General features: G+C 39.3%; 19 protein-coding genes. 16 read left to right on the plus strand and 3 right to left on the minus strand.

From position 1 onward, the window contains the following. Nucleotides 1–122: 122 nt before the first annotated feature. The 15 genes from tpiA (at nucleotide 123) to D1093_RS05825 (ending at nucleotide 15,123) form a co-directional block, all read left to right on the plus strand. Entirely contained in the window at nucleotides 123–887 is a 765-nt protein-coding gene (gene tpiA, locus D1093_RS05755) for a triose-phosphate isomerase (protein WP_120101275.1), read from the plus strand. A gap of 83 nt (nucleotides 888–970) precedes the next feature. Then, entirely contained in the window at nucleotides 971–1,423 is a 453-nt protein-coding gene (gene secG, locus D1093_RS05760; RefSeq protein WP_120101277.1) for a preprotein translocase subunit SecG, read from the plus strand. 127 nt (nucleotides 1,424–1,550) lie between these two features. After that, nucleotides 1,551–3,179, plus strand: coding sequence for a CTP synthase (locus D1093_RS05765; protein ID WP_120101279.1), 1,629 nt, complete (start codon nucleotides 1,551–1,553; stop codon nucleotides 3,177–3,179). 36 nt (nucleotides 3,180–3,215) lie between these two features. After that, nucleotides 3,216–4,052, plus strand: a complete 837-nt coding sequence (gene kdsA, locus D1093_RS05770; protein WP_120101281.1) for a 3-deoxy-8-phosphooctulonate synthase — start codon at nucleotides 3,216–3,218, stop codon at nucleotides 4,050–4,052. A 74-nt stretch (nucleotides 4,053–4,126) separates the two neighbouring features. Then, nucleotides 4,127–5,395, plus strand: coding sequence for a phosphopyruvate hydratase (gene eno, locus D1093_RS05775; RefSeq protein ID WP_120101283.1), 1,269 nt, complete (start codon nucleotides 4,127–4,129; stop codon nucleotides 5,393–5,395). A gap of 114 nt (nucleotides 5,396–5,509) precedes the next feature. After that, nucleotides 5,510–5,917, plus strand: coding sequence for a TM2 domain-containing protein (locus D1093_RS05780; protein WP_120101285.1), 408 nt, complete (start codon nucleotides 5,510–5,512; stop codon nucleotides 5,915–5,917). A 376-nt stretch (nucleotides 5,918–6,293) separates the two neighbouring features. Next, nucleotides 6,294–6,725, plus strand: a complete 432-nt coding sequence (locus D1093_RS05785) for a TM2 domain-containing protein (RefSeq protein WP_120101287.1) — start codon at nucleotides 6,294–6,296, stop codon at nucleotides 6,723–6,725. Between the two features lie 374 nt (nucleotides 6,726–7,099). Next, on the plus strand, nucleotides 7,100–7,543 hold the full coding sequence (locus tag D1093_RS05790; protein WP_120101288.1) for a TM2 domain-containing protein: 444 nt from the start codon (nucleotides 7,100–7,102) through the stop codon (nucleotides 7,541–7,543). Between the two features lie 186 nt (nucleotides 7,544–7,729). Continuing rightward, a complete protein-coding gene (locus tag D1093_RS05795) occupies nucleotides 7,730–8,041 on the plus strand; it encodes an FtsB family cell division protein (protein ID WP_120101290.1) in 312 nt (103 codons plus the stop codon). A gap of 135 nt (nucleotides 8,042–8,176) precedes the next feature. After that, nucleotides 8,177–9,217 (plus strand): pyruvate dehydrogenase (acetyl-transferring) E1 component subunit alpha, encoded by a 1,041-nt coding sequence (gene pdhA / locus D1093_RS05800; protein WP_120101291.1) that lies wholly within the window; start codon nucleotides 8,177–8,179, stop codon nucleotides 9,215–9,217. Between the two features lie 16 nt (nucleotides 9,218–9,233). After that, the gene (locus tag D1093_RS05805; protein WP_120101293.1) at nucleotides 9,234–10,598 is read left to right on the plus strand and encodes a pyruvate dehydrogenase complex E1 component subunit beta; all 1,365 of its coding nucleotides are present in this window, start codon (nucleotides 9,234–9,236) and stop codon (nucleotides 10,596–10,598) included. A 14-nt stretch (nucleotides 10,599–10,612) separates the two neighbouring features. Then, entirely contained in the window at nucleotides 10,613–11,950 is a 1,338-nt protein-coding gene (locus D1093_RS05810) for a pyruvate dehydrogenase complex dihydrolipoamide acetyltransferase (RefSeq protein WP_120101294.1), read from the plus strand. A gap of 216 nt (nucleotides 11,951–12,166) precedes the next feature. After that, nucleotides 12,167–13,627 (plus strand): dihydrolipoyl dehydrogenase, encoded by a 1,461-nt coding sequence (gene lpdA / locus D1093_RS05815; RefSeq protein ID WP_120101296.1) that lies wholly within the window; start codon nucleotides 12,167–12,169, stop codon nucleotides 13,625–13,627. 69 nt (nucleotides 13,628–13,696) lie between these two features. Beyond that, complete coding sequence (lipA, locus tag D1093_RS05820) at nucleotides 13,697–14,659, plus strand: lipoyl synthase (protein WP_012231419.1); 963 nt, start codon at nucleotides 13,697–13,699, stop codon at nucleotides 14,657–14,659. Nucleotides 14,660–14,661: 2 nt separating this feature from the next. Further along, entirely contained in the window at nucleotides 14,662–15,123 is a 462-nt protein-coding gene (locus tag D1093_RS05825) for a type II toxin-antitoxin system RatA family toxin (RefSeq protein WP_120101297.1), read from the plus strand. 706 nt (nucleotides 15,124–15,829) lie between these two features. Here D1093_RS05825 and D1093_RS05830 read toward each other — a convergent pair. From D1093_RS05830 to rirA, 3 genes are read right to left on the minus strand one after another with little or no spacing between them, the layout of a single operon-like run. Further along, nucleotides 15,830–16,318 carry a CinA family protein gene (locus tag D1093_RS05830; protein WP_120101299.1) on the minus strand — a complete coding sequence of 163 codons (489 nt, stop codon included), beginning with the start codon at nucleotides 16,316–16,318 and terminating at the stop codon, nucleotides 15,830–15,832. Next, entirely contained in the window at nucleotides 16,315–17,511 is a 1,197-nt protein-coding gene (locus tag D1093_RS05835; RefSeq protein WP_174767398.1) for a bifunctional 2-C-methyl-D-erythritol 4-phosphate cytidylyltransferase/2-C-methyl-D-erythritol 2,4-cyclodiphosphate synthase, read from the minus strand. Before D1093_RS05835 ends, D1093_RS05830 begins: the two co-directional genes overlap by 4 nt. Nucleotides 17,512–17,534: 23 nt before the next feature. Further along, the gene (gene rirA, locus D1093_RS05840; protein WP_120101301.1) at nucleotides 17,535–17,969 is read right to left on the minus strand and encodes an iron-responsive transcriptional regulator RirA; all 435 of its coding nucleotides are present in this window, start codon (nucleotides 17,967–17,969) and stop codon (nucleotides 17,535–17,537) included. A gap of 168 nt (nucleotides 17,970–18,137) precedes the next feature. On the opposite strand from rirA, the gene D1093_RS05845 reads away from it, so the two are divergent. Beyond that, complete coding sequence (locus tag D1093_RS05845) at nucleotides 18,138–20,402, plus strand: sensor histidine kinase NtrY-like (RefSeq protein ID WP_120101302.1); 2,265 nt, start codon at nucleotides 18,138–18,140, stop codon at nucleotides 20,400–20,402.

Genomic DNA, 20,402 nt, shown 5'->3' on the forward strand with positions numbered 1-20,402 from the left:
CAAATTAGTAATGGAATTTGCAATAAAGAGACGAAAGATGCAAGCTTTTAAAGATTTGCTTTCGTTTTATAATTTGTTACTACAAATAAATGAAGTATTATAAGAGCTCTTGAGGTGAAGATATGTCTCGAAATATTCGGCCTTTTCTTGCTGGAAATTGGAAAATGAATGGAACGAGAGAATCGCTTGGAGAGTTACGTGCTATTGCTACAGGTGCTAGCTCTGATCTCAATCATCTATTTGAAGCGCTCATTTGTCTTCCAGCAACGCTTTTATCGCGTGCTTCTGATATGCTGGATGGTGCAAATCTCCTTTTAGGAGGACAAAATTGTCACTTTGATGATCATGGTCCCTATACGGGAGATATTTCAGCTTTTATGCTTAAAGAAGCCGGAGCAAGTCACGTTATTCTTGGGCATTCAGAGCGTCGTACAGTGTATCAGGAAAATGATGCAATTGTCTGTGCCAAAGTGCAAGCAGCATGGCGCGCAGGTCTTGTGGCGCTTGTGTGTATTGGGGAAACATTAGAGGAGCGTGATAATAATAAAGTGTTGGATGTTCTTTCTCAGCAGCTTGAAGGGTCTTTACCAGATGATGCAACAGCAGACAATACTATTATTGCTTATGAACCTGTTTGGGCGATAGGTACTGGCAATACGGCAACTTCAGAAGATATTGCAAAAGTGCATCATTTTATTCGTGATGAGATGCACTCTCGTTTTGGTGATCAAGGCAATAAGATACGTTTGCTTTATGGTGGATCCGTGAAGACATCCAATGCTTTTGAGCTTTTAAGTATTCCTCATGTTAATGGGGCTTTGATCGGCGGAGCTAGCTTAAAAGCCATTGATTTTTTAACGATTTGCGATGTTTGTCGTAAATTATAACAGAGAAATTTGAGTTCTCTCTTGGATTGTGTGCTATTTATGTGTAAAGAGCTTATGAAAGAGTTATTGGAAGAGCAGGGTTTATGCAAACAGTACTTATTGTTATTCATTTATTGATTGTGATTACTTTGGTTGGGGTGATCTTAATCCAACCTTCAGAAGGCGGTGGGCTCGGTGTGAGTAATAGCTCAGGGCTGATGAAAACCCGTGGATCTCGAAATCCTTTAACACGGTTGACAGCTATCTTAGCCTGTTGCTTTTTTGTTGTGTCTATTGGACTTACTGTTGTGGGAAGTATATCAAATTCGAGCTCTGATATTTTAAAGCGTATACCGGTTAATTCAGAGCAGAATTCTACCAATAAAAACTCAGAATCAGTTCCATCATCAGATGACAAGTCTTCCCCTTCTATTCTTGAACAGCTAGGAGGTCCTTCCGATTCTCCGCAGGAACAAAAATCGCTTAAAAATCCTGAAGCGGAAACCCCAGTTCCGCCGGTTCTTGAAAACACAGTTCCGGATCATAATACAAAATAGTTCTTTAAAGAAAATATAGATTTTTAAAAAGGTGATTTTTTCACCTTTTTTATTTTAGAGGAAAAATTGCTTCTTTTTTCATTTTTTGCTGGAAAAATCATAATAAATTGCTTATCACCATAAGCCCATGGCACGTTATGTTTTTATTACTGGTGGTGTGGTTTCTTCCCTCGGAAAAGGCATCGCAGCGGCGGCGTTAGCAGCGTTATTACAGGCTCGTGGCTATCGTGTACGCCTTCGCAAACTTGATCCCTATTTAAATGTTGATCCAGGGACAATGTCTCCTTATCAACATGGTGAAGTATTTGTGACTGATGATGGTGCGGAAACGGATCTTGATCTTGGTCATTATGAGCGCTTTACGGGGCGTTCTGCAAATAGCCAAGATAATATTACAACAGGGCGTATTTATCGCAATATCATTGAACGAGAACGGCGGGGTGATTATTTGGGGGCAACAGTCCAAGTTATTCCGCATGTTACAGATGAAATTAAGCGATTCATTATGATGGGAAATGAAGAGTTTGATTTTGTTTTATGTGAAATAGGTGGAACAGTTGGTGATATTGAAGCCATGCCTTTTCTTGAAGCGATTCGACAGCTTGGTAATGAGCTCTCCCGACAAAATGTTGTTTATGTCCATCTTACATTAATGCCTTATATCCCCTCGGCAGGTGAATTAAAAACGAAGCCAACACAACATTCTGTCAAAGAATTGCAATCAATTGGTATTTCTCCTGATATTTTGCTTGTGCGTGCAGATCAGTCTATTCCAGAAACAGAGCGATGCAAATTATCACTTTTTTGCAATGTTCGCGCCAAAGCGGTCATTCAGGCATTAGATATGCCTACAATTTATGACGTTCCCATGGCCTATCATAAAGAGGGTTTAGACTCTGAAGTTCTTTGCGCCTTTGGAATCGATTCGGCTCCTCCGCCTCAGATGGATCGGTGGGAAGATATTACGCATCGTATTCACCATCCTGAAGGAGAAGTTACGATTGCTGTTGTAGGAAAATATACGGGCTTAAAGGATGCTTATAAATCTCTTATCGAAGCGATTGCGCATGGTGGTTTAGCGAATAAAGTAAAAGTTAATATTGAGTGGATTGATTCGCAACTTCTTGAAAAAGAAGATTCCGTTTTAGCTTTACAAAAAGCGCATGGAATTTTGGTTCCTGGGGCTTTTGGTGCTCGAGGAGCAGAGGGGAAAATTCGAGCCATTCAATTTGCACGAGAGCGTAAAATTCCATTTTTAGGGATTTGTTTTGGAATGCAATTGGCTTGTATAGAAGCTGCGCGCAATATTGCACAGATTGAGAATGCATCATCAAGTGAGTTTTGCGAAACAGAAAATCCAATTGTAGGTTTAATGACCGAATGGGTCAAAGGCGATATTCTTGAAAAACGAACAAGAAATGGTGATCTCGGTGGATCCATGCGCCTTGGTGCTTTTGCTGCTGAATTAAAAGAAGAAAGTCATATTGCTAAGATTTATGGGATGACAAAGATTGTTGAACGACATCGTCATCGTTATGAGGTCAATATTGATTATAAAGACAGGCTAGAGCAGTGTGGTTTGATTTTTTCTGGCATGTCTCCCGATGGCATTTTGCCGGAAACGATAGAATATGCAGATCATCCATGGTTCATTGGTGTTCAATATCATCCAGAACTAAAATCACGTCCTTTCGAACCCCATCCACTTTTTGCTTCTTTTATTGAAGCTGCTGTAGAACAAAGTCGATTGGTTTAAGGTATAAATTTGGTTACTTTTCTTTTGAGGGATAAAATGACAAAACCAAATGCCGAAGTAAAAGTTGGAAATGTTATTTTTTCAAATGAAATGCCCCTTTCATTAATTGCAGGGCCGTGTCAGATGGAAAGTCGTGATCATGCTTTTGAAATGGCTGGTCGTATTAAAACAATTGCCGATCAGCTTGGTATCGGGTTTGTTTATAAATCAAGTTATGATAAAGCCAACCGTACCTCTTTGAGTGCAGCACGGGGCATTGGTCTTGAAAAAGCAATGGTCATTTTCTCTGATTTAAAAAAAGAGTTTGATTGTCCCATATTGACTGATGTGCATACCGAAGAGCAATGTAGCATTGTTTCTTCTACGGCTGATATTTTACAAATACCCGCTTTTTTATGTCGTCAAACAGATCTTTTGATTGCTGCCGCAAAAACAGGGTGTGTTATTAATATTAAAAAAGGGCAGTTTTTAGCGCCGTGGGATATGGAGAATGTTTTAAAAAAGGTTGTTCACAGTGGTAATCCCAATGTTATGCTTTGTGAGCGCGGTACATCATTTGGCTATAACCGACTTATTTCGGATATGCGTTCGTTGCCTATTTTGCGTTCATTTGGGGCGCCTGTTATTTTTGATGCAACACACTCTGTTCAAGAACCTGGAGGGCAAGGGGCTTCATCTGGTGGACAGCGTCAATTTGTTGAAGTATTAGCGCGTGCAGCTGTTGCTGTTGGGGTTGCCGGTATTTTTTTAGAAACACATCAAGATCCAGATCATGCCCCTTCTGATGGACCCAATATGATTAAAATTGATGATTTACAAAGATTGCTTGAGACTTTAATGGAATTTGACGATTTATCAAAAAAATTGAATTAAGAAGAGAGAAGTATTTCATGAATAGGACATTAGAGATGAATCGCGGCTTTTATTTATTGGATAAGGAAACATAGATGACAATCATTGTCGATATCCTTGGGCGTGAAGTTCTTGATAGCCGTGGTAATCCAACGGTAGAAGTTGATGTTCATTTGGAAAATGGCGCTTTCGGTCGCGCGCTGGTTCCCTCAGGAGCTTCAACGGGAGCACATGAGGCTATAGAGCTTCGTGATGGTGGTCCGCGTTATCAAGGGAAAGGTGTTGAAAAAGCGGTTGCTGTAGTCAATGGCGAAATTCTTGAAGAACTTGGTGGGCGGGATGCAAGAGACCAAATCGCTATTGATCAAGCGATGATTGCTTTGGATGGAACGCCAAACAAAGCCCGTCTTGGTGCTAATGCACTTCTTGGTGTTTCATTGGCTGTTGCAAGAGCTGCCGCAAACTCATTAAATTTACCCTTGTATCGTTATATTGGTGGACCGCAAGCGCATATTCTTCCAACACCTATGATGAATATTATTAATGGTGGGGTTCATGCTGATAACTTGATTGATTTTCAAGAATTTATGATTATTCCGGTAGGAGCTCCTACCGTGAGAGAGGCCATCCGTTATGGTGCTGAAATTTTCCATACGTTGAAAAAGCGTTTAAAAGATGCAGGATATAATACCAATGTTGGTGATGAAGGTGGTTTTGCACCTCAGTTTAAAAGTGCAGACCAATCAATTGATTTTATTATGGAATCCATAATAACATGTGGCTATAAACCAGGTGAGCAAATTGCCATTGGTTTAGACTGTGCTTCTACTGAGTTTTATAAAAATGGTTCATATTTTTATAAAGGTGAGGGAAAATGTCGTGACATCCAAGAACAAGTCGATTATTTGGCGCACCTTGTGAAAAGTTATCCTATTGTTACCATCGAAGATGGAATGGCAGAGGATGATTGGGAAGGTTGGAAGCTTCTTACTGATACAATTGGAGAAAAATGTCAGCTTGTGGGCGATGATTTATTTGTAACCAATTCAGCGCGTTTGCGTGAGGGTATCAAGATGGGAGTAGGCAATTCTATTCTCATAAAAGTTAATCAAATTGGGACATTGAGTGAAACACTTGATGCTGTAGAAACAGCACATAAAGCGGGTTATCGTGCCATTATATCTCATCGCTCAGGAGAAACGGAGGATTCTTTCATTGCCGATCTTGCGGTTGCAACGAATTGCGGACAAATTAAAACAGGCTCTCTTGCACGTTCGGATAGATTAGCAAAATACAATCAACTTATTCGTATTGAAGAAATGCTAGGGGACCAAGCGCGTTATGCTGGTGATGTATATCGTTGATTGTTGTGAGCAAAAAATATGAAAGTATAAGATCATTTAGATTATAAAATTGAGCTGTCTTATCAAAGATATAGAGCAATTATTTTATAGGCATTTAAATTTATAGGGATTAAGATGAGAGGTATAATTATTAGTCAAGATCAAGGAACGTATCTCGTTTCGGGCGATGATGGTAAGCGTTATCAGTTTGCGACTTGGGATTGGTTGGGAAAGAAATCTCCGAGGATTGGCGATACCGTTGATTTTGTCTGTGAAGGAGGTGTAGTCAGTTCTGTTTTTCCATTGTTGAGATCAGGTACAGAGAACTCAAGGATAATGTTTGCGCTCCTTTGTTGGTGTGCAGGTATTTTTGGTGTCCATCGTTTTATGGTTGGGAGAGTCCGGACGGGTGTTTTAATGCTTGTTTTATCTTTATCTGTTGTTGGATTGATGATTACTGGTGTTTGGGCAATTGTTGATTTCATACTCATTCTTGCTGGAAAATTTACGGATAAAAATGGAAATCAGATTACAGATCTGTAAAATTTTTATAATAAAGAGAAAATAATTTGGTTTTCTTTTTATCAATATATTAAGTTCATCATACCGAATTATTTTACTCTAGCTCTTTAATGTGAGATATTAAGAAAAATATGCACAGTTAAATAAAGTATTGAAAAAGACTGTGCTATTTTATATAGGTAAAAAAACGATGTAAGTCAACTAAGGTGTGTTTTGTATTACTGCTCATAGCAGCAGAAAACGTTAGGTTATTGGGGGGGCTTAGCTATTTTAATTTCACGTTTATCACGGTTGCTACAAATTTTATTTACGCCGTGAGGTCAATCGGTATATTATCAAATTAGAAATAATCTCTTTATGAATAACACATGAGGGGCAGCTTTATAGGTGATCAAAGATGAAGGGTAAGATTATTGGTCAAAATCAAGAAGATTATTTCGTCTCAGGGGCTGATGGTAAGCGATATCAATTTTCGAGTTGGGATTGGTTAGGAAAAAAAACACCAAAGGTAGGGGACGCCGTTGATTTTGTCTGTGAAGATAATGTTGTTAAATCTGTTTTCCCTCTTTTGAGTGAATCGCAGTCAGAAAAATCAAGATTGGCGATAGCGCTTGTTTGTTGGTTTTTTGGATGGTTGGGGATTCATCGCTTTATGGCAGGTAAAGTTGGAACGGGCATTGTAATGCTTTTTATAAGCCTACTAAGTATACCATTTACTATAGGGTTAGGAATACTTTTAATAACTGGGCCTTGGTCATTTATTGATTTTATAGTTATTTTATCCGGATATTTTAGGGATGAAAATGGGGATAAAATTATAAATTGGTAGAAATTTTAGAATAATATAAAATGTAAAGAGTGAGGGACTTTCTTTACTTTTAATGTTTTTAATATATTAATTTAATAATGTAAATTATTTTAATTTATGTCTTTAAATATTAAATAAAACTATAAATATTTAAATAAAACTATTGAAAAAGACTGTACTATTTCATATAAAAAACAAAAGTGCAGATCGAACAACGTGCTTTGTATTACCACTTATAATTGCGGGAATTTTAAGTTGTTGGGGGATTTTAAGCTTTTTAAGTTGTCATATATCACGGTGAGAGCAGATCGTACTCATGCGGTGAGGTTTATCTAACATATTATCATATTAGAAGAAAAGCTTCTTTATGAATAACAATTTTATAGGTGGTGAAGATGAAAGGTAAGATTATCGGTGAGGATCAAGGAGATTATTTCATTTCAGGTGCTGATGGTAAGCGCTATCAGTTTGCGAATTGGGATTGGTCAGGAAAAAAGCCGCCGAAGGTTGGTGATGTTGTTGATTTTGTGTGTGAAGGGGATACCGTTAAATCTATTTTCCCTGTCTTGACTGAAGGTCAGTCACAACAATCAAAAGTGACGTTAGCAGTTGTTTGTTTTTTTCTAGGTGGACTAGGAATTCATCGTTTTATGGTGGGCAAAGTTGGAACGGGCATCGCACTGCTTCTTATAAATATAATAAGTCTGATAACTATACCACTTTTTGGGTTTGGGCTTCTAGGGATTTTTTTAATAGTTACACCTTGGGTATTGATTGATCTTATAGTCATTTTAACAGGAAATTTTAGGGATAAAGATGGGCATAAAATCACAAATTAGAGGCTATCCAATATTTGTCATATAACAAAGTGGGGCATTCAGCTTACTTTGATTGTCTTGAGGGGGGGATAAATTGGTGGTAACAAATTGTTTGCGTGTGTAGATTTGGTAATGAGGTGTTAATCAAAATCGTGCATAGTTGGGCAGAATATTAAGAAATTTGTGCTGTAGAGACTGTGCTATTGTATGTGGACAAAGCAGAAACGTCGATCAATCAAAGTACGCTTTGTACTACCTCTTATGACGGTGGGTGTTTTAAGCTATTTCAGTTACCATATTTATCATGGCGAGTATGGATTATATTCACGCAGTGAAGTTAATCAGTATATTAGCGAATTAGAAAAGGAGCTTCATAAAATAGAAGCTGAGCGGAAATTCATTGAAAAGCGCATTTCTCTTTTACGCAATGGATATATTGAAAAGGACATGTTGGATGAGTATGTCCGAAAGAATTTAAATTTTTCTAAGCCAAATGAATTGACAATCTTAATGCCTTGAAATGATATCAAAGGTAAATGAGAAATCGCTTAATTTAAACGACAATCAGCAATGATATTGTTTAAGCCGATTGATAAGGCTTGTAACTTTCGTTCGTAAAGGTTATTCCTAGATAATCATAAAAGGGAGTTTAATATGGCAGAACGACTTAAAAAAAATTCTGCGTCGGTAACGCACACTGCATTATCAAGCACCACGAAAAAAGCACCAATAGCAGTTTTTACAAAAGAGGAAGAAATTGATGCCTATCGTGAAATGCTTTTAATTCGCCGTTTTGAAGAAAAAGCAGGACAACTTTATGGTATGGGGCTTATTGGGGGATTTTGTCATCTTTATATTGGACAGGAAGCTGTTGTTATAGGAACATTAAAGGCAACAAAAGAAGGTGATCAAGTTATTACGTCTTACCGCGATCATGGCCATATGTTAGCAGTTGGGATGAGCCCGCGTGGTGTCATGGCAGAATTAACGGGACGCCAAAGGGGATTTTCCAAAGGCAAAGGTGGCTCGATGCATATGTTCTCTAAAGAAAAGAACTTTTATGGTGGACATGGTATTGTTGGTGCGCAGGTTCCCATAGGTTCAGGCTTGGCATTTTCGAATCAATATCTTGGTAAAGATAATGTGACATTGGTTTATTTTGGTGATGGTGCTGCAAATCAGGGGCAGGTTTACGAAAGTTTTAATATGGCTTCACTTTGGAAGCTGCCGGTTGTTTATATTATTGAAAACAACCAGTATGCTATGGGAACATCCGTTTCACGGGCATCTGCAGAAACCGATTTTTCTCGTCGTGGTCTTTCTTTTGAAATTCCAGGTATTGTTGTTGACGGTATGGATGTTCGATCCGTAAAAGGTGCTGCTGATAAAGCAATTTCTTGGGCTCGTTCGGGTAAAGGGCCGATCATTCTTGATATGCAAACCTATCGTTATCGTGGTCATTCCATGTCTGACCCGGCAAAATATCGCTCTAAAGAAGAAGTTCAAAAAATAAAAGAGGAACACGATCCGATTGATCAAGTAAGAAGTCGGATTCTTAAACAAAATTGGGCGAGCGAAGATGATTTAAAGTCTATTGAGAAAGAGGTCCGTGCAATTGTTGCTGATGCGGCGGATTTTGCACAAAGTGATCAAGAGCCAGATGCTTCTGAGCTCTACACTGATATTTTAGTTTGATGCGAGGGAAGCAAGTATGTCTATTGATATTTTGATGCCGGCGCTTTCACCAACTATGGAAGAAGGTAAATTGTCTAAATGGCTCAAGAAAGAAGGTGATAAGGTTAGCTCTGGCGATGTTATTGCTGAAATTGAGACGGATAAGGCGACAATGGAAGTAGAGGCTGTTGATGAAGGAACTCTTGGTAAAATTTTTGTGCCTGAAGGTTCTGAAGGCGTAAAGGTTAATAGTGTTATTGCGGTTTTATTAGAAGAAGGTGAGCGTGCTGAGGATATTTCGCAACCTACAGATACAGCACAAACACCTAAAGCATCCTCCCCTTCTCTTTCCCCGTCAGTTCCGCAGTCTCCGACTTTTGCTATCCCTGCTGATTTTGATATTCCAGCGGGAACACAAATGGTGACAATGACAGTCCGTGAAGCGCTTAATCAGGCTTTGGCTGAAGAAATGCGGCGTGATGAAAAAGTTTTTCTCATGGGGGAAGAAGTTGCGCAATATCAAGGGGCCTATAAGGTTAGCCAAGGTTTGTTGGAAGAATTCGGAGAACGGCGCGTTATTGATACTCCCATTACAGAGCACGGCTTTGCTGGGTTGGCTGTTGGTGCTGCTTTTGGAGGGTTACGTCCTATTGTCGAGTTTATGACCTTTAATTTTGCCATGCAGGCAATGGATCAAATTATTAACTCAGCAGCCAAAACACGTTATATGTCTGGAGGACAAATGACTGCTCCTATGGTTTTCCGTGGTCCCAATGGTGCGGCAGCTCGTGTTGGTGCTCAACATTCTCAATGCTATGCTGCCTGGTATAGTCATATTCCTGGTCTGAAAGTTATCATGCCTTATAGTGCTGCAGATGCAAAAGGTTTGCTAAAAGCTGCTATTCGTGATGATAATCCTGTTATTTTTCTTGAAAATGAGATTTTGTACGGGCATCAATTTGAGGTTCCTCAACTCGATGATTTTATTTTGCCTATTGGGCGGGCGCGTATTCATAAGCCTGGACAAGATGTGACAATTGTTGCCTGTGGAATTGGAATGCATTATGCTGTTCAAGCGTTACCAGAAATTGAGAAACTTGGTATTGACGTTGAATTAATTGATCTACGAACCATTCGTCCGATGGATCTTCCGACAATTCTTTCTTCCGTTAAAAAAACGGGTCGTTTGATAACAATTGAAGAGGGTTTTCCTCAGTCATCTGTAGGAACTGAAATAGCAACACGTGTTATGCAGCAGGCTTTTGACTATCTTGATGCACCAATTGCGACGATTTCTGGTAAAGATGTTCCAATGCCTTATGCTGCTAATCTTGAGAAGTTGGCTTTGCCTGATACTGCTGAAATTATTGAGGCTGTTAAAGCTGTGACGTACAGAGCATAACGGAGGAAAGCACAATGCCCATTAAAATTACAATGCCAGCGCTTTCCCCTACGATGGAAGAGGGAAATTTAACAAAATGGAATATTAAGGAGGGCGATAAGGTTTCTTCTGGAGATGTTATTGCTGAAATTGAGACGGATAAAGCGACGATGGAAGTTGAGGCCGTTGATGAAGGTACGGTTGCCAAAATCGTTGTTCCTGCTGGAACACAAGGCGTTAAAGTGAATTCTTTGATTGTTGTTTTAGCAGAAGAAGGTGAAGACTTAGCTGAAGCTGCAAAAGTTGTAGAAGAGACTTCTTCTTCTACAACACAAAAACCAGAAAGCGTAAAACAGGCATATTCTCTTAAGCCGCTGCATTCAAAGGAGACAAAAATATCTCATGAATCATCAGTTCAGCAATTAGTACAGAAAAGTAAAGAAGGGAATCGTCTTTTTGCTTCTCCTTTAGCGCGGCGATTAGCTTCTCAGGCAGGACTTGATTTATCTCTTATTTCTGGAAGTGGTCCCCATGGACGTATTATTAAGTGCGATGTAGAAAAAGCTATGGGCGGTGATATTTCGCAAGACTCGTCACGGATTGGAGAGGCAGTCGCAGCAGGTGATTCTGACAAACAGGTATTGCAACTCTTCAAAGAGAATGAATATCTCTTCACACCCCATAATAATATGCGTAAAACAATCGCCACACGATTGGTGGAATCAAAGCAAAAAGTTCCACATTTCTATGTGACCGTAGATTGTGAACTTGATGCGCTATTAGCGTTGCGGACACAATTGAATGCTGCAGCTCCAATGGTCAAAATGCTGGAAGAAGCTAAACCTACTTATAAGCTTTCTGTTAATGATATGGTGATCAAAGCGGTTGCACTTTCTTTGAAAGCCGTTCCTGATGCGAACGTCTCTTGGCTTGAAGGCGGAATTCTTTATCATAAACATTGTGATGTTGGGGTTGCTGTTTCTATTCCCAATGGATTAATTACACCGATTATTCGCCATGCAGAGGAAAAGCCGTTATCGCTTATTTCCAAAGAGATGAAGGATTTTGCAAAGCGTGCGCGTGAGCGCAAATTGAAAATGGAAGAATATCAGGGAGGAACAACAGCTGTATCAAATATGGGGATGTATGGTGTGAAAAGTTTTTCTGCTATCCTTAATCCACCCCATGCGACGATTTTTGCGATTGGTGCAGGGGAGCAACGCGCTGTTGTTAAAAATGGTGCATTAGCCGTTGCGACAGTTATGTCGGTTACACTTTCTGTTGATCATCGCGCTGTCGATGGTGCTTTAGCGGCAGAGCTTGCGCGGACCTTTAAGAAGATAATTGAAAATCCATTAGCAATGTTGGTTTGAATGACCGCTCTTTACGTAAATTATGAAAGGGTATGTTAAGAGAGTGGAAGCAAATTTAAAAAGTTTGAAGATCAATGCTATTGCTGTTTCTGGTTTGGGTAAAGCATTGATGTGAAGCGTAGAATAAAAAACATAAGCCGATTTTATGAAGTTGATTTTCAGTCTTAAGTTCAAAAAGTTCATATCCATTTTATATATATCCATGGAGGAGTTACTGTGGCAAATCTTTATGATGTAATTGTAATTGGATCAGGTCCAGGCGGATATGTAACCGCAATTCGTGCCGCGCAATGTGGCTTTAAGACTGCAATTGTTGAGCGTGAACATCTGGGAGGGATTTGTTTAAATTGGGGATGTATTCCAACAAAGGCCCTGTTACGTTCGGCGGAAATGAAACATTTTGCTGAACATGCGAAAGAGTATGGACTCAAAATTAATGGTTCAATTGAAGCAAACATCAAAGATGTTGTGACACGTTCACGCAGCGTTTCAGCACGTTTAAATGCTGGTGTTGGTTTTTTAATGAAAAAAAACAAAATTGATATCATCTGGGGTGAAGCGAAGCTTACGAAAGAAGCGAAGGCAAACCAACCTGCGGAAATTATAGTTTCTTCATCCTCTAAACCGGTTATGCAACCGCAAAATCCAGTTCCTAAAGGAACATTAGGGAAGGGAACTTATCAAGCAAAGAACATCATTATTGCAACAGGAGCACGACCTCGTGTTCTTCCTGGTATTGAGCCAGATGGAAAGCTCATTTGGACTTATTTTGAAGCGATGATCCCGCCAGCAATGCCAAAATCGCTTTTGGTTATAGGTTCTGGGGCTATTGGTATTGAATTTGCTTCCTTTTATCGTGATATGGGCGCTGAGGTTACTGTTGTTGAAATGATGCCTCACATCATGCCCGCTGAAGATATTGAAATTTCAACATTTGCTCGTAAACAGTTAGAGAAAAAAGGTTTACGTATTCTTTGCCAAGCAAAAGTAACAAAGGTTGAAAAAGCTTCCAATTCTGTGACAATACATATTGATGTTCAGGGCAAAACAGAAACAATGACTGTTGATCGTGTGATTTCCGCTGTTGGGGTGCAGGGTAATATTGAGAATATCGGCTTAGAAGCGTTGGGTATAAAAACCGATCGTGGGTGCATTGTAACCGATGAATGGAGTTGGACAGGGATTGCAGGTATTTATGCTATCGGTGATGTGGCAGGTCCTCCTATGTTAGCCCATAAAGCAGAAGAAGAAGGCGTGATATGCATTGAACACCTTGCAGGTTTGAAAAATACGCATCCACTTGATAAAAGAAAAATTCCAGGGTGCACCTATTGCACACCGCAAGTTGCTTCTGTAGGTCTTTCAGAAGTAGCAGCAAAGGAAGCGGGTCATGATATACGTGTTGGTCGTTATTCTTTTTCCGCAAATGGCAAGGCGATTGCTTTGGGTGAAGATCAGGGGTTAGTAAAAACGATTTTTGATAAAAAAACAGGACAGCTTCTTGGCGCCCATATGGTAGGGGCGGAGGTAACAGAACTGATACAGGGTTTTGTTATTGCCATGAATCTGGAAACAACAGAGGAAGAATTAATGCATACTGTCTTTCCACATCCGACCTTATCGGAAATGATGAAAGAAAGTGTATTGGATGCTTATGGTCAAGTTTTAAACGCTTGATGATTTGGTTTTGAGTGAAAAATCTTATATTTTTCATTGCGACTTCGTATTGATAAGGCAAAGGCTTAAATGGTTACGGTTGTTGATAGAGTTACGAATAGACGTTTGCGTCATCCTGAAAAGGCACATCGTCCGGATACAAGCGTTCAGAAAAAGCCGGATTGGATTCGTGTAAAAGCACCGACATCACCAGTTTATAAAGAAACGCATGGTATTGTCCGCACACATAAGTTAGTGACTGTCTGTGAAGAAGCAGGTTGTCCTAATATTGGTGAATGTTGGAGCCAGCGGCATGCCAGCTTTATGATTTTAGGTGAGATATGTACACGTGCTTGTGCTTTTTGTAATGTTGCAACAGGTATTCCGCTTGCCGTTGATGATGACGAGCCAGAACGTGTAGCTGATGCTGTTGCACGGATGGAATTAAAGCATGTTGTCATTACATCTGTTGATCGTGATGATCTTGCTGATGGTGGGGCTGAGCATTTTGCAAAAGTTATTTATGCGATTCGTCGAAAAGCGCCTAAAACGACAATTGAAGTTTTGACACCTGACTTTCGTCATAAGGATGGCGCTTTAGAAGTTGTCGTTGCTGCTAAGCCTGATGTTTTTAATCATAACTTAGAAACAGTTCCTTCTAAATATTTGAAGGTTCGTCCAGGAGCACGTTATTTCCATTCAATTCGGCTGTTACAACGCGTTAAAGAACTTGATCCAACAATTTTCACAAAATCAGGAATTATGGTTGGCCTTGGAGAGGAACGAAATGAAATTCTGCAATTGATGGATGATTTACGTACTGCTGATGTGGACTTTATGACAATTGGACAATATTTGCAGCCTACGCGAAAACATCATCCCGTTATTCGTTTTGTGCCTCCTGAAGAGTTTGAATCTTTTGCCAAGATTGGTAAAGTAAAAGGTTTTTTACATATGGCTTCCAATCCTCTGACGCGTTCATCTCATCATGCAGGAGATGATTTTGCCATTTTGCAAAAAGCGCGTGATGAAAAATTTGCCTTACAGAGATAATTATGCCAACTTTTTCAACACATCGGCAAGTTGCCCATAGTGCTCGTGAGATGTTTGATCTTGTGTCAGATATTGAACGTTATCCTGAGTTTTTACCCATGTGTGAGGCTTTAAGAATACGTTCTCGCAAGGAATGTGAGGAAAAGACATTGCTTCTTGCAGATATGACCGTTGGCTATAAAGTTATTCGAGAAACTTTTACGACCCAAGTTTTTCTTCAGCCCCAAAAAGGTTTGATAGAGGTTAACTATATTGACGGTCCATTTCAATATCTTGAAAATCGTTGGATTTTTCATAATATTAAAAATACTCATGCATGTAATGTAGAATTTTTCATTGATTATGAATTTAAAAGTAAAATACTTGGACGTGTAATGGGCTCAATGTTTGATATTGCGTTTCGTAAATTTACCGATGCTTTTGAAAAGCGCGCTCATCAGATTTATGGTTCTGCAATAACATAATCTATTCTGTTATTTTTTAACAAGACACATTGTTTATAAAGGCGTAAAGATGAAAACCGATTTCCATTTTTATGATTTCTTTCTTTTTTAGGGCACATCCTTTAAACAGAACATCACAATAGAATTAGAAAAGATGTTGATTTATAATGATAATCTAGCGTTATTGATGTTGAATCAATTAAAACCAGTTTCTTGCACGTTACAAGTGGGGAGAGCCGTGTGGATAAAAAACTATTAAAGAAAGGAACGTTATGCCTTTTATGAACGGTCTCAAGTGCCTAGGGTTATCGTCATATTGAGAGCTGGCAAAGTGTGTGATGATGTCGGCTTGTGTTACATATTCATGGGCTTTGCTTTAAAGAAATATCTCTCAGCACAAGTTATACCCATTTCACGGCAGCGCTTATAAATAGTATAAAACCCCTGTAAAAGTGTATAAAATCTATTGTGCACTCCATTGACACTTATGAAGAAGTGAGTCTGCACTATAATTGGTTATCTCTTAGATGTTGCAACAGTTTTCCCTGCTTGTAACGTGCAAGAGACGAGAGGTTTTGTTTGATTCAACATAAACAGGACAGGAGATAATCTTATGATATTTAGATCTTTCATTTCTAAGTTGGGAGATAATAAATTATTTTTTTCAAGATACTGATGATTATGGACTCCTCTGTGGAACAGAGAGTTTTGAAATTGATATGGGAATTCAGTGAAGTCGTTCCAGAATCATTTGAAAAGCATTTTCAACAGTTGCATGGCGGATAGCCTTGCGATCAAGATGACCAAAGTGCATTTCTTTGTGCACGGGGGAGTGATTTTTGTAAGCAACGGCAAAATGCACAAGTCCTACAGGTTTGTTCAGACTTGCACCTCCTGGACCAGCAATTCCTGTTACAGAAACTGCAATGTCAGCTTGTGAATGTTTTAATCCGCCCTCAGCCATTGCAAGAGCAACTTCTTTTGAAACGGCACCATAGGTTTTTATAAGTTCAGCACACACGCTAACAAGGCGCATTTTGGATTCATTGGAATAAACAACAAATCCACAATCGAGGACATCTGACGATCCTGCAATATTTGTGAGGCTTGCAGCAATGAGTCCTCCTGTACAAGACTCGACAGTTGTTAACAATAAACTCTTTTGGCGACAGATATTAAGAACTTCATGCGCTTGTTTTTCACAAAAATATGTCATTTGGGAATTTCTCCTGGATAAAGAATACTCGCTGTTGCCAAAGCCGCAATGCCTTCGCCACGACCAATAAATCCGAGCCTTTCATTTGTTGTTGCTTTGATAGAGATTCGGTCCGGTGTTATTGCAAGTATTGTCATAAGATTTTCTATCATAGCATGACGATAGGGACCAATTTTAGGGTTTTCTGCGATAATTGTGATATCAACATTGGCAATACGCCCTCCTGCTTGTTTTAGAAGGCTAAGAGCATGACGGAGAAAAATTTCTGATGAGACATTTTTCCATTGGGGATCAGAAGGAGGAAAATGTGTACCGATATCTCCTGCACCTCTGGTTGCAAGAAGAGCGTCTGTTAATGCATGAAGAGCGACATCCGCATCAGAGTGTCCATTTAATTTTTTATGAAAAGGGATTCTTATACCACATAATATAAGAAAATCCCCTTCTTCGAAAGAATGAACATCATAACCATTGCCAACACGGATATCAGGGAACATTTGCATTTTTTTCTGGAGATATAAATGGGCGGTATCAAAATCTTTGTGCCATGTGATTTTTATATTATGAGGATCACCTGGAATGGTGCGCATAGGGAGACCAAACCATTCGGCAATTGCACAATCATCAGTGAAATCTTCTTTACAAACTCTTTTTGCTTGTTTATGGGCCGCTAAGATAGGTTCAAAGGGAAAACACTGTGGCGTTTGTGCACTATAAAGATGGGTACGGGGAATTGTTTCTAAAACATACTGATGATTGACGCGTTTAAGGGTATCAGAGATGGGCAGAACAGGAAGAACGCCTTCTTGAGGTGTGAGAGTGTTATGAATATTATCAAGGAGCTCATTTTCGATAAAGGGACGTGCACCATCATGAATATGCACATATTGGGGATTGAATTTTTTAAGTGCCTGAAGCCCATGTAAGGTAGAGATTTGACGCGTACTGCCTCCTTCAACGATAATAAAGCGCTCTTTAAATTCGGCGAGTGCTTGTTCACAGATTTGACGATCTTCTGGATGAATAACAAGGATAATTGTTGTGATAGCGGGATGCTGCAAAAAACGGCACACGGTATGATAAATAATCGGCTTTTTTCCTAGAAGCCGATATTGTTTTGGAATTTTATGAGGAGATCCTGCTCTTTCACCACGTCCAGCGGCTAATATGATTGCTGCAATAGAAATACTCAATCTCCTTATTTTATAACTTTAGTTTATTGTTTATTAACTTTAAAATGATTGTGAAAGGACGGTCGTTGTAGATCAGCGAGGGATATCACGGATAACACCTCAAAAAAAGCACTTAATGCTTTTTGAAGTGCGATATTTAAACTACAAAAATCGATCAATGGGCAAGTAGGTTCTGCATTATCGAAACATTCTGCGAGAGAAAAGTTATCTTCTGTTACTTTCAAAACATCAGCAACAGAAATCTCTGTTGCCGGTTTAGCCAATTTAACACCACCATTGCGTCCACGCACTGTTTGTATAAAGCCTGCTTGAACAAGCGGTTGAAGGATTTTAAATAAAAAAAGCTCTGAAACAGCATACGCTTTAGCAATTTCTGAAACACGACTGAGTGATCCCTGATTATCTGCGCAATACATGAGCATTCGAAGAGCATAATTTGTTTGTTTTGTTAATCGCATCGCATTTCCTTTGTAAAGTATCGTCGAGCGCAGTTTATTTTAAAGATATTTTGCGAAATGAAGAAGTCCTTTATTTATTTGCTCTATTTTAAATGGAGTATTATTATTGTCAATTTTTGTCACAAAAGGTTATATGAGAATAATGGGATAAGGATCTGTAAGCTTATGATGAATGCAACATCTGTGATGAAGCCTCAAGATAGTGATAAAAATACTTATAACGATGAGTTATATCGTTTAAGTAAGGTATATATCTTTTTAGGGATTGCAATTATTGTATTAGCTTTACTTACAGCTTCTGTTTCGTTTATTATTCTTATTGGATTAACCCCTGTTGTTCCTAGTAGAACAGTAACCCTTATTCTTATAGGGATTAATAGTTTTTGGGTTTTAGGGCTTGTTGTCATCGTTTTTTATGAGATGATCCCCATCATCCGTGCTTGGCGTTCAAGGCGTGCTGGCTCGCGTCTTCATGTGCGCCTTATTTCATTGTTTGCACTTGTTGCAACCATGCCAGCTGTTGCTGTCGCTCTTGTATCGGGTCCAGCACTCAATTTAGGACTTGACCGATGGTTTGATACAACAACGCGGCAAATTGTAGGTTCTTCTATTGATTTAGCAAATGCTTATGCAGATGAAATGCTTCAAAATTTAAAAAATTTATCCTACGCTATGGCATTTGCGCTTGATAACAAAAAACTTTTAGAACGTAATCCAGCTGAATATCGGATGCAATTGACGCGTCATGCTCTAGGACGCAATTTGCGTGGTGCATTTTTGTTAAGTTCTAGCGGAACTATTTTTGTATCGAGCGCTCTTGGTGATGAGGATAAACTCCCAATTCCTCCGTCCAATCTTATTGAACGTGCAACCAGTGCGCGGCCTTTTTCTTTTCAACCAGGCATTCATGATTATTTTGGTATTATTTTAAAATTTAACAATATTCCAAACACATTTTTATATTTGGTGCGTGACGTTGATAAAGGCGTTTTATCGGCTTTGCGTTTGACAGAAGTTAATACAGATCGTTATCGTGATTTAAATGAAAATCGCCTACTCACACAAATTGCATTTGGTATGCTTTATTTATGTCTTTTTTTTAGTTTATTCTTATCCGCTATTTGGGCAGCTATTGCGGTTGCTGATCGCTTAGTTCGTCCTATTCGTCTTCTCATTAGTGCTGCTGATGATGTTGCTTCTGGAAATATGGAAATTTTTGTGCCAGTACGAGCAAAAGATGGAGATATTGGGCAATTATCCAAAACTTTTAATTACATGGTCAGTGAATTGAAAAGTCGGCGCAATGAGTTGATTGCAGTGCGTGATCAAATTGATGAGAGGCGGCGTTTTTCTGAAGCTGTGTTATCGGGTGTAACAGCGGGAGTAGCAGGTATCGATGATAAGGGTGATATTACCATTATCAATCGGTCTATTGAAACGATGTTTGATATTCGTTCTGAACAGGTTGTTGGACAAAGTCTTTTATCTTTAAGTGCTGAAATTTGGCAGGTTTTTCAGTTTGCACGTTCATTGGGGCGTAAAAATCACCGTGAGCAAGTCACTTTAAACGTTGCAGGAAAAGAGCGCGTCTGTAATGTCCAAGTTACGATGGAAGAGGATGATGGGCAGGGACAATCTTGGGTTCTCACAATTGATGATATTACAGACCTGGTTGCAGCGCAACGTACAGCTGCATGGGCGGATATTGCACGGCGTATTGCACACGAAATTAAAAATCCCCTCACACCTATTCAATTATCTGCTGAACGTATTCGTAAACGTTATAACAAAGTTATAACACAAGATAGAGAGGTCTTTGAGCGGTGTATTGAAACAATTATTCGCCAAGTTGGAGATATTGGGCGTATGGTTGATGAGTTTTCTTCTTTTGCACGTATGCCCAAACCACAAATGCATGTCTTAGATATACGTGAATTGCTGCGTGAAGCATGTTTCTTGATAGAAGTGACGCGACATGATATTCAATTTGAGCAAGACTTAGGAAATCTCCCCCTTATGGGTGCATTTGATAATCGTCTTATTGTCCAGGCTTTTTGCAACGTTATCAAAAATGCGAGCGAATCCATTGATTCGGTTATGCGAGAGGAAAATATTCACGGTCATATTCTTGTCCGTTCTTACCGGCAAGAAGAATGGGTGGTTGTGGATGTTGTTGATAACGGGAAAGGACTTCCTAAAGAGCAAAGACAAAAGTTATTAGAACCCTATATAACAACACGGGAGAAAGGAACAGGACTAGGCCTAGCCATTGTGCGCAAAGTTGTTGAAGATCACGGAGGCTCCATGGAGCTCCATGATGCACCGGAGAGTTTTTATGAAGGTCGTGGTGCGATGATCCGTTTGATATTTCCCTCAGATGGGGGAAAAGAGGGTAGTATTATACAAGCCATAAATCATAAGATAGGGGAATAG

The sequence above is a fragment of the Bartonella kosoyi genome (assembly GCF_003606325.2).
GTDB classification, from domain to species: Bacteria; Pseudomonadota; Alphaproteobacteria; order Rhizobiales; family Rhizobiaceae; genus Bartonella; species Bartonella kosoyi.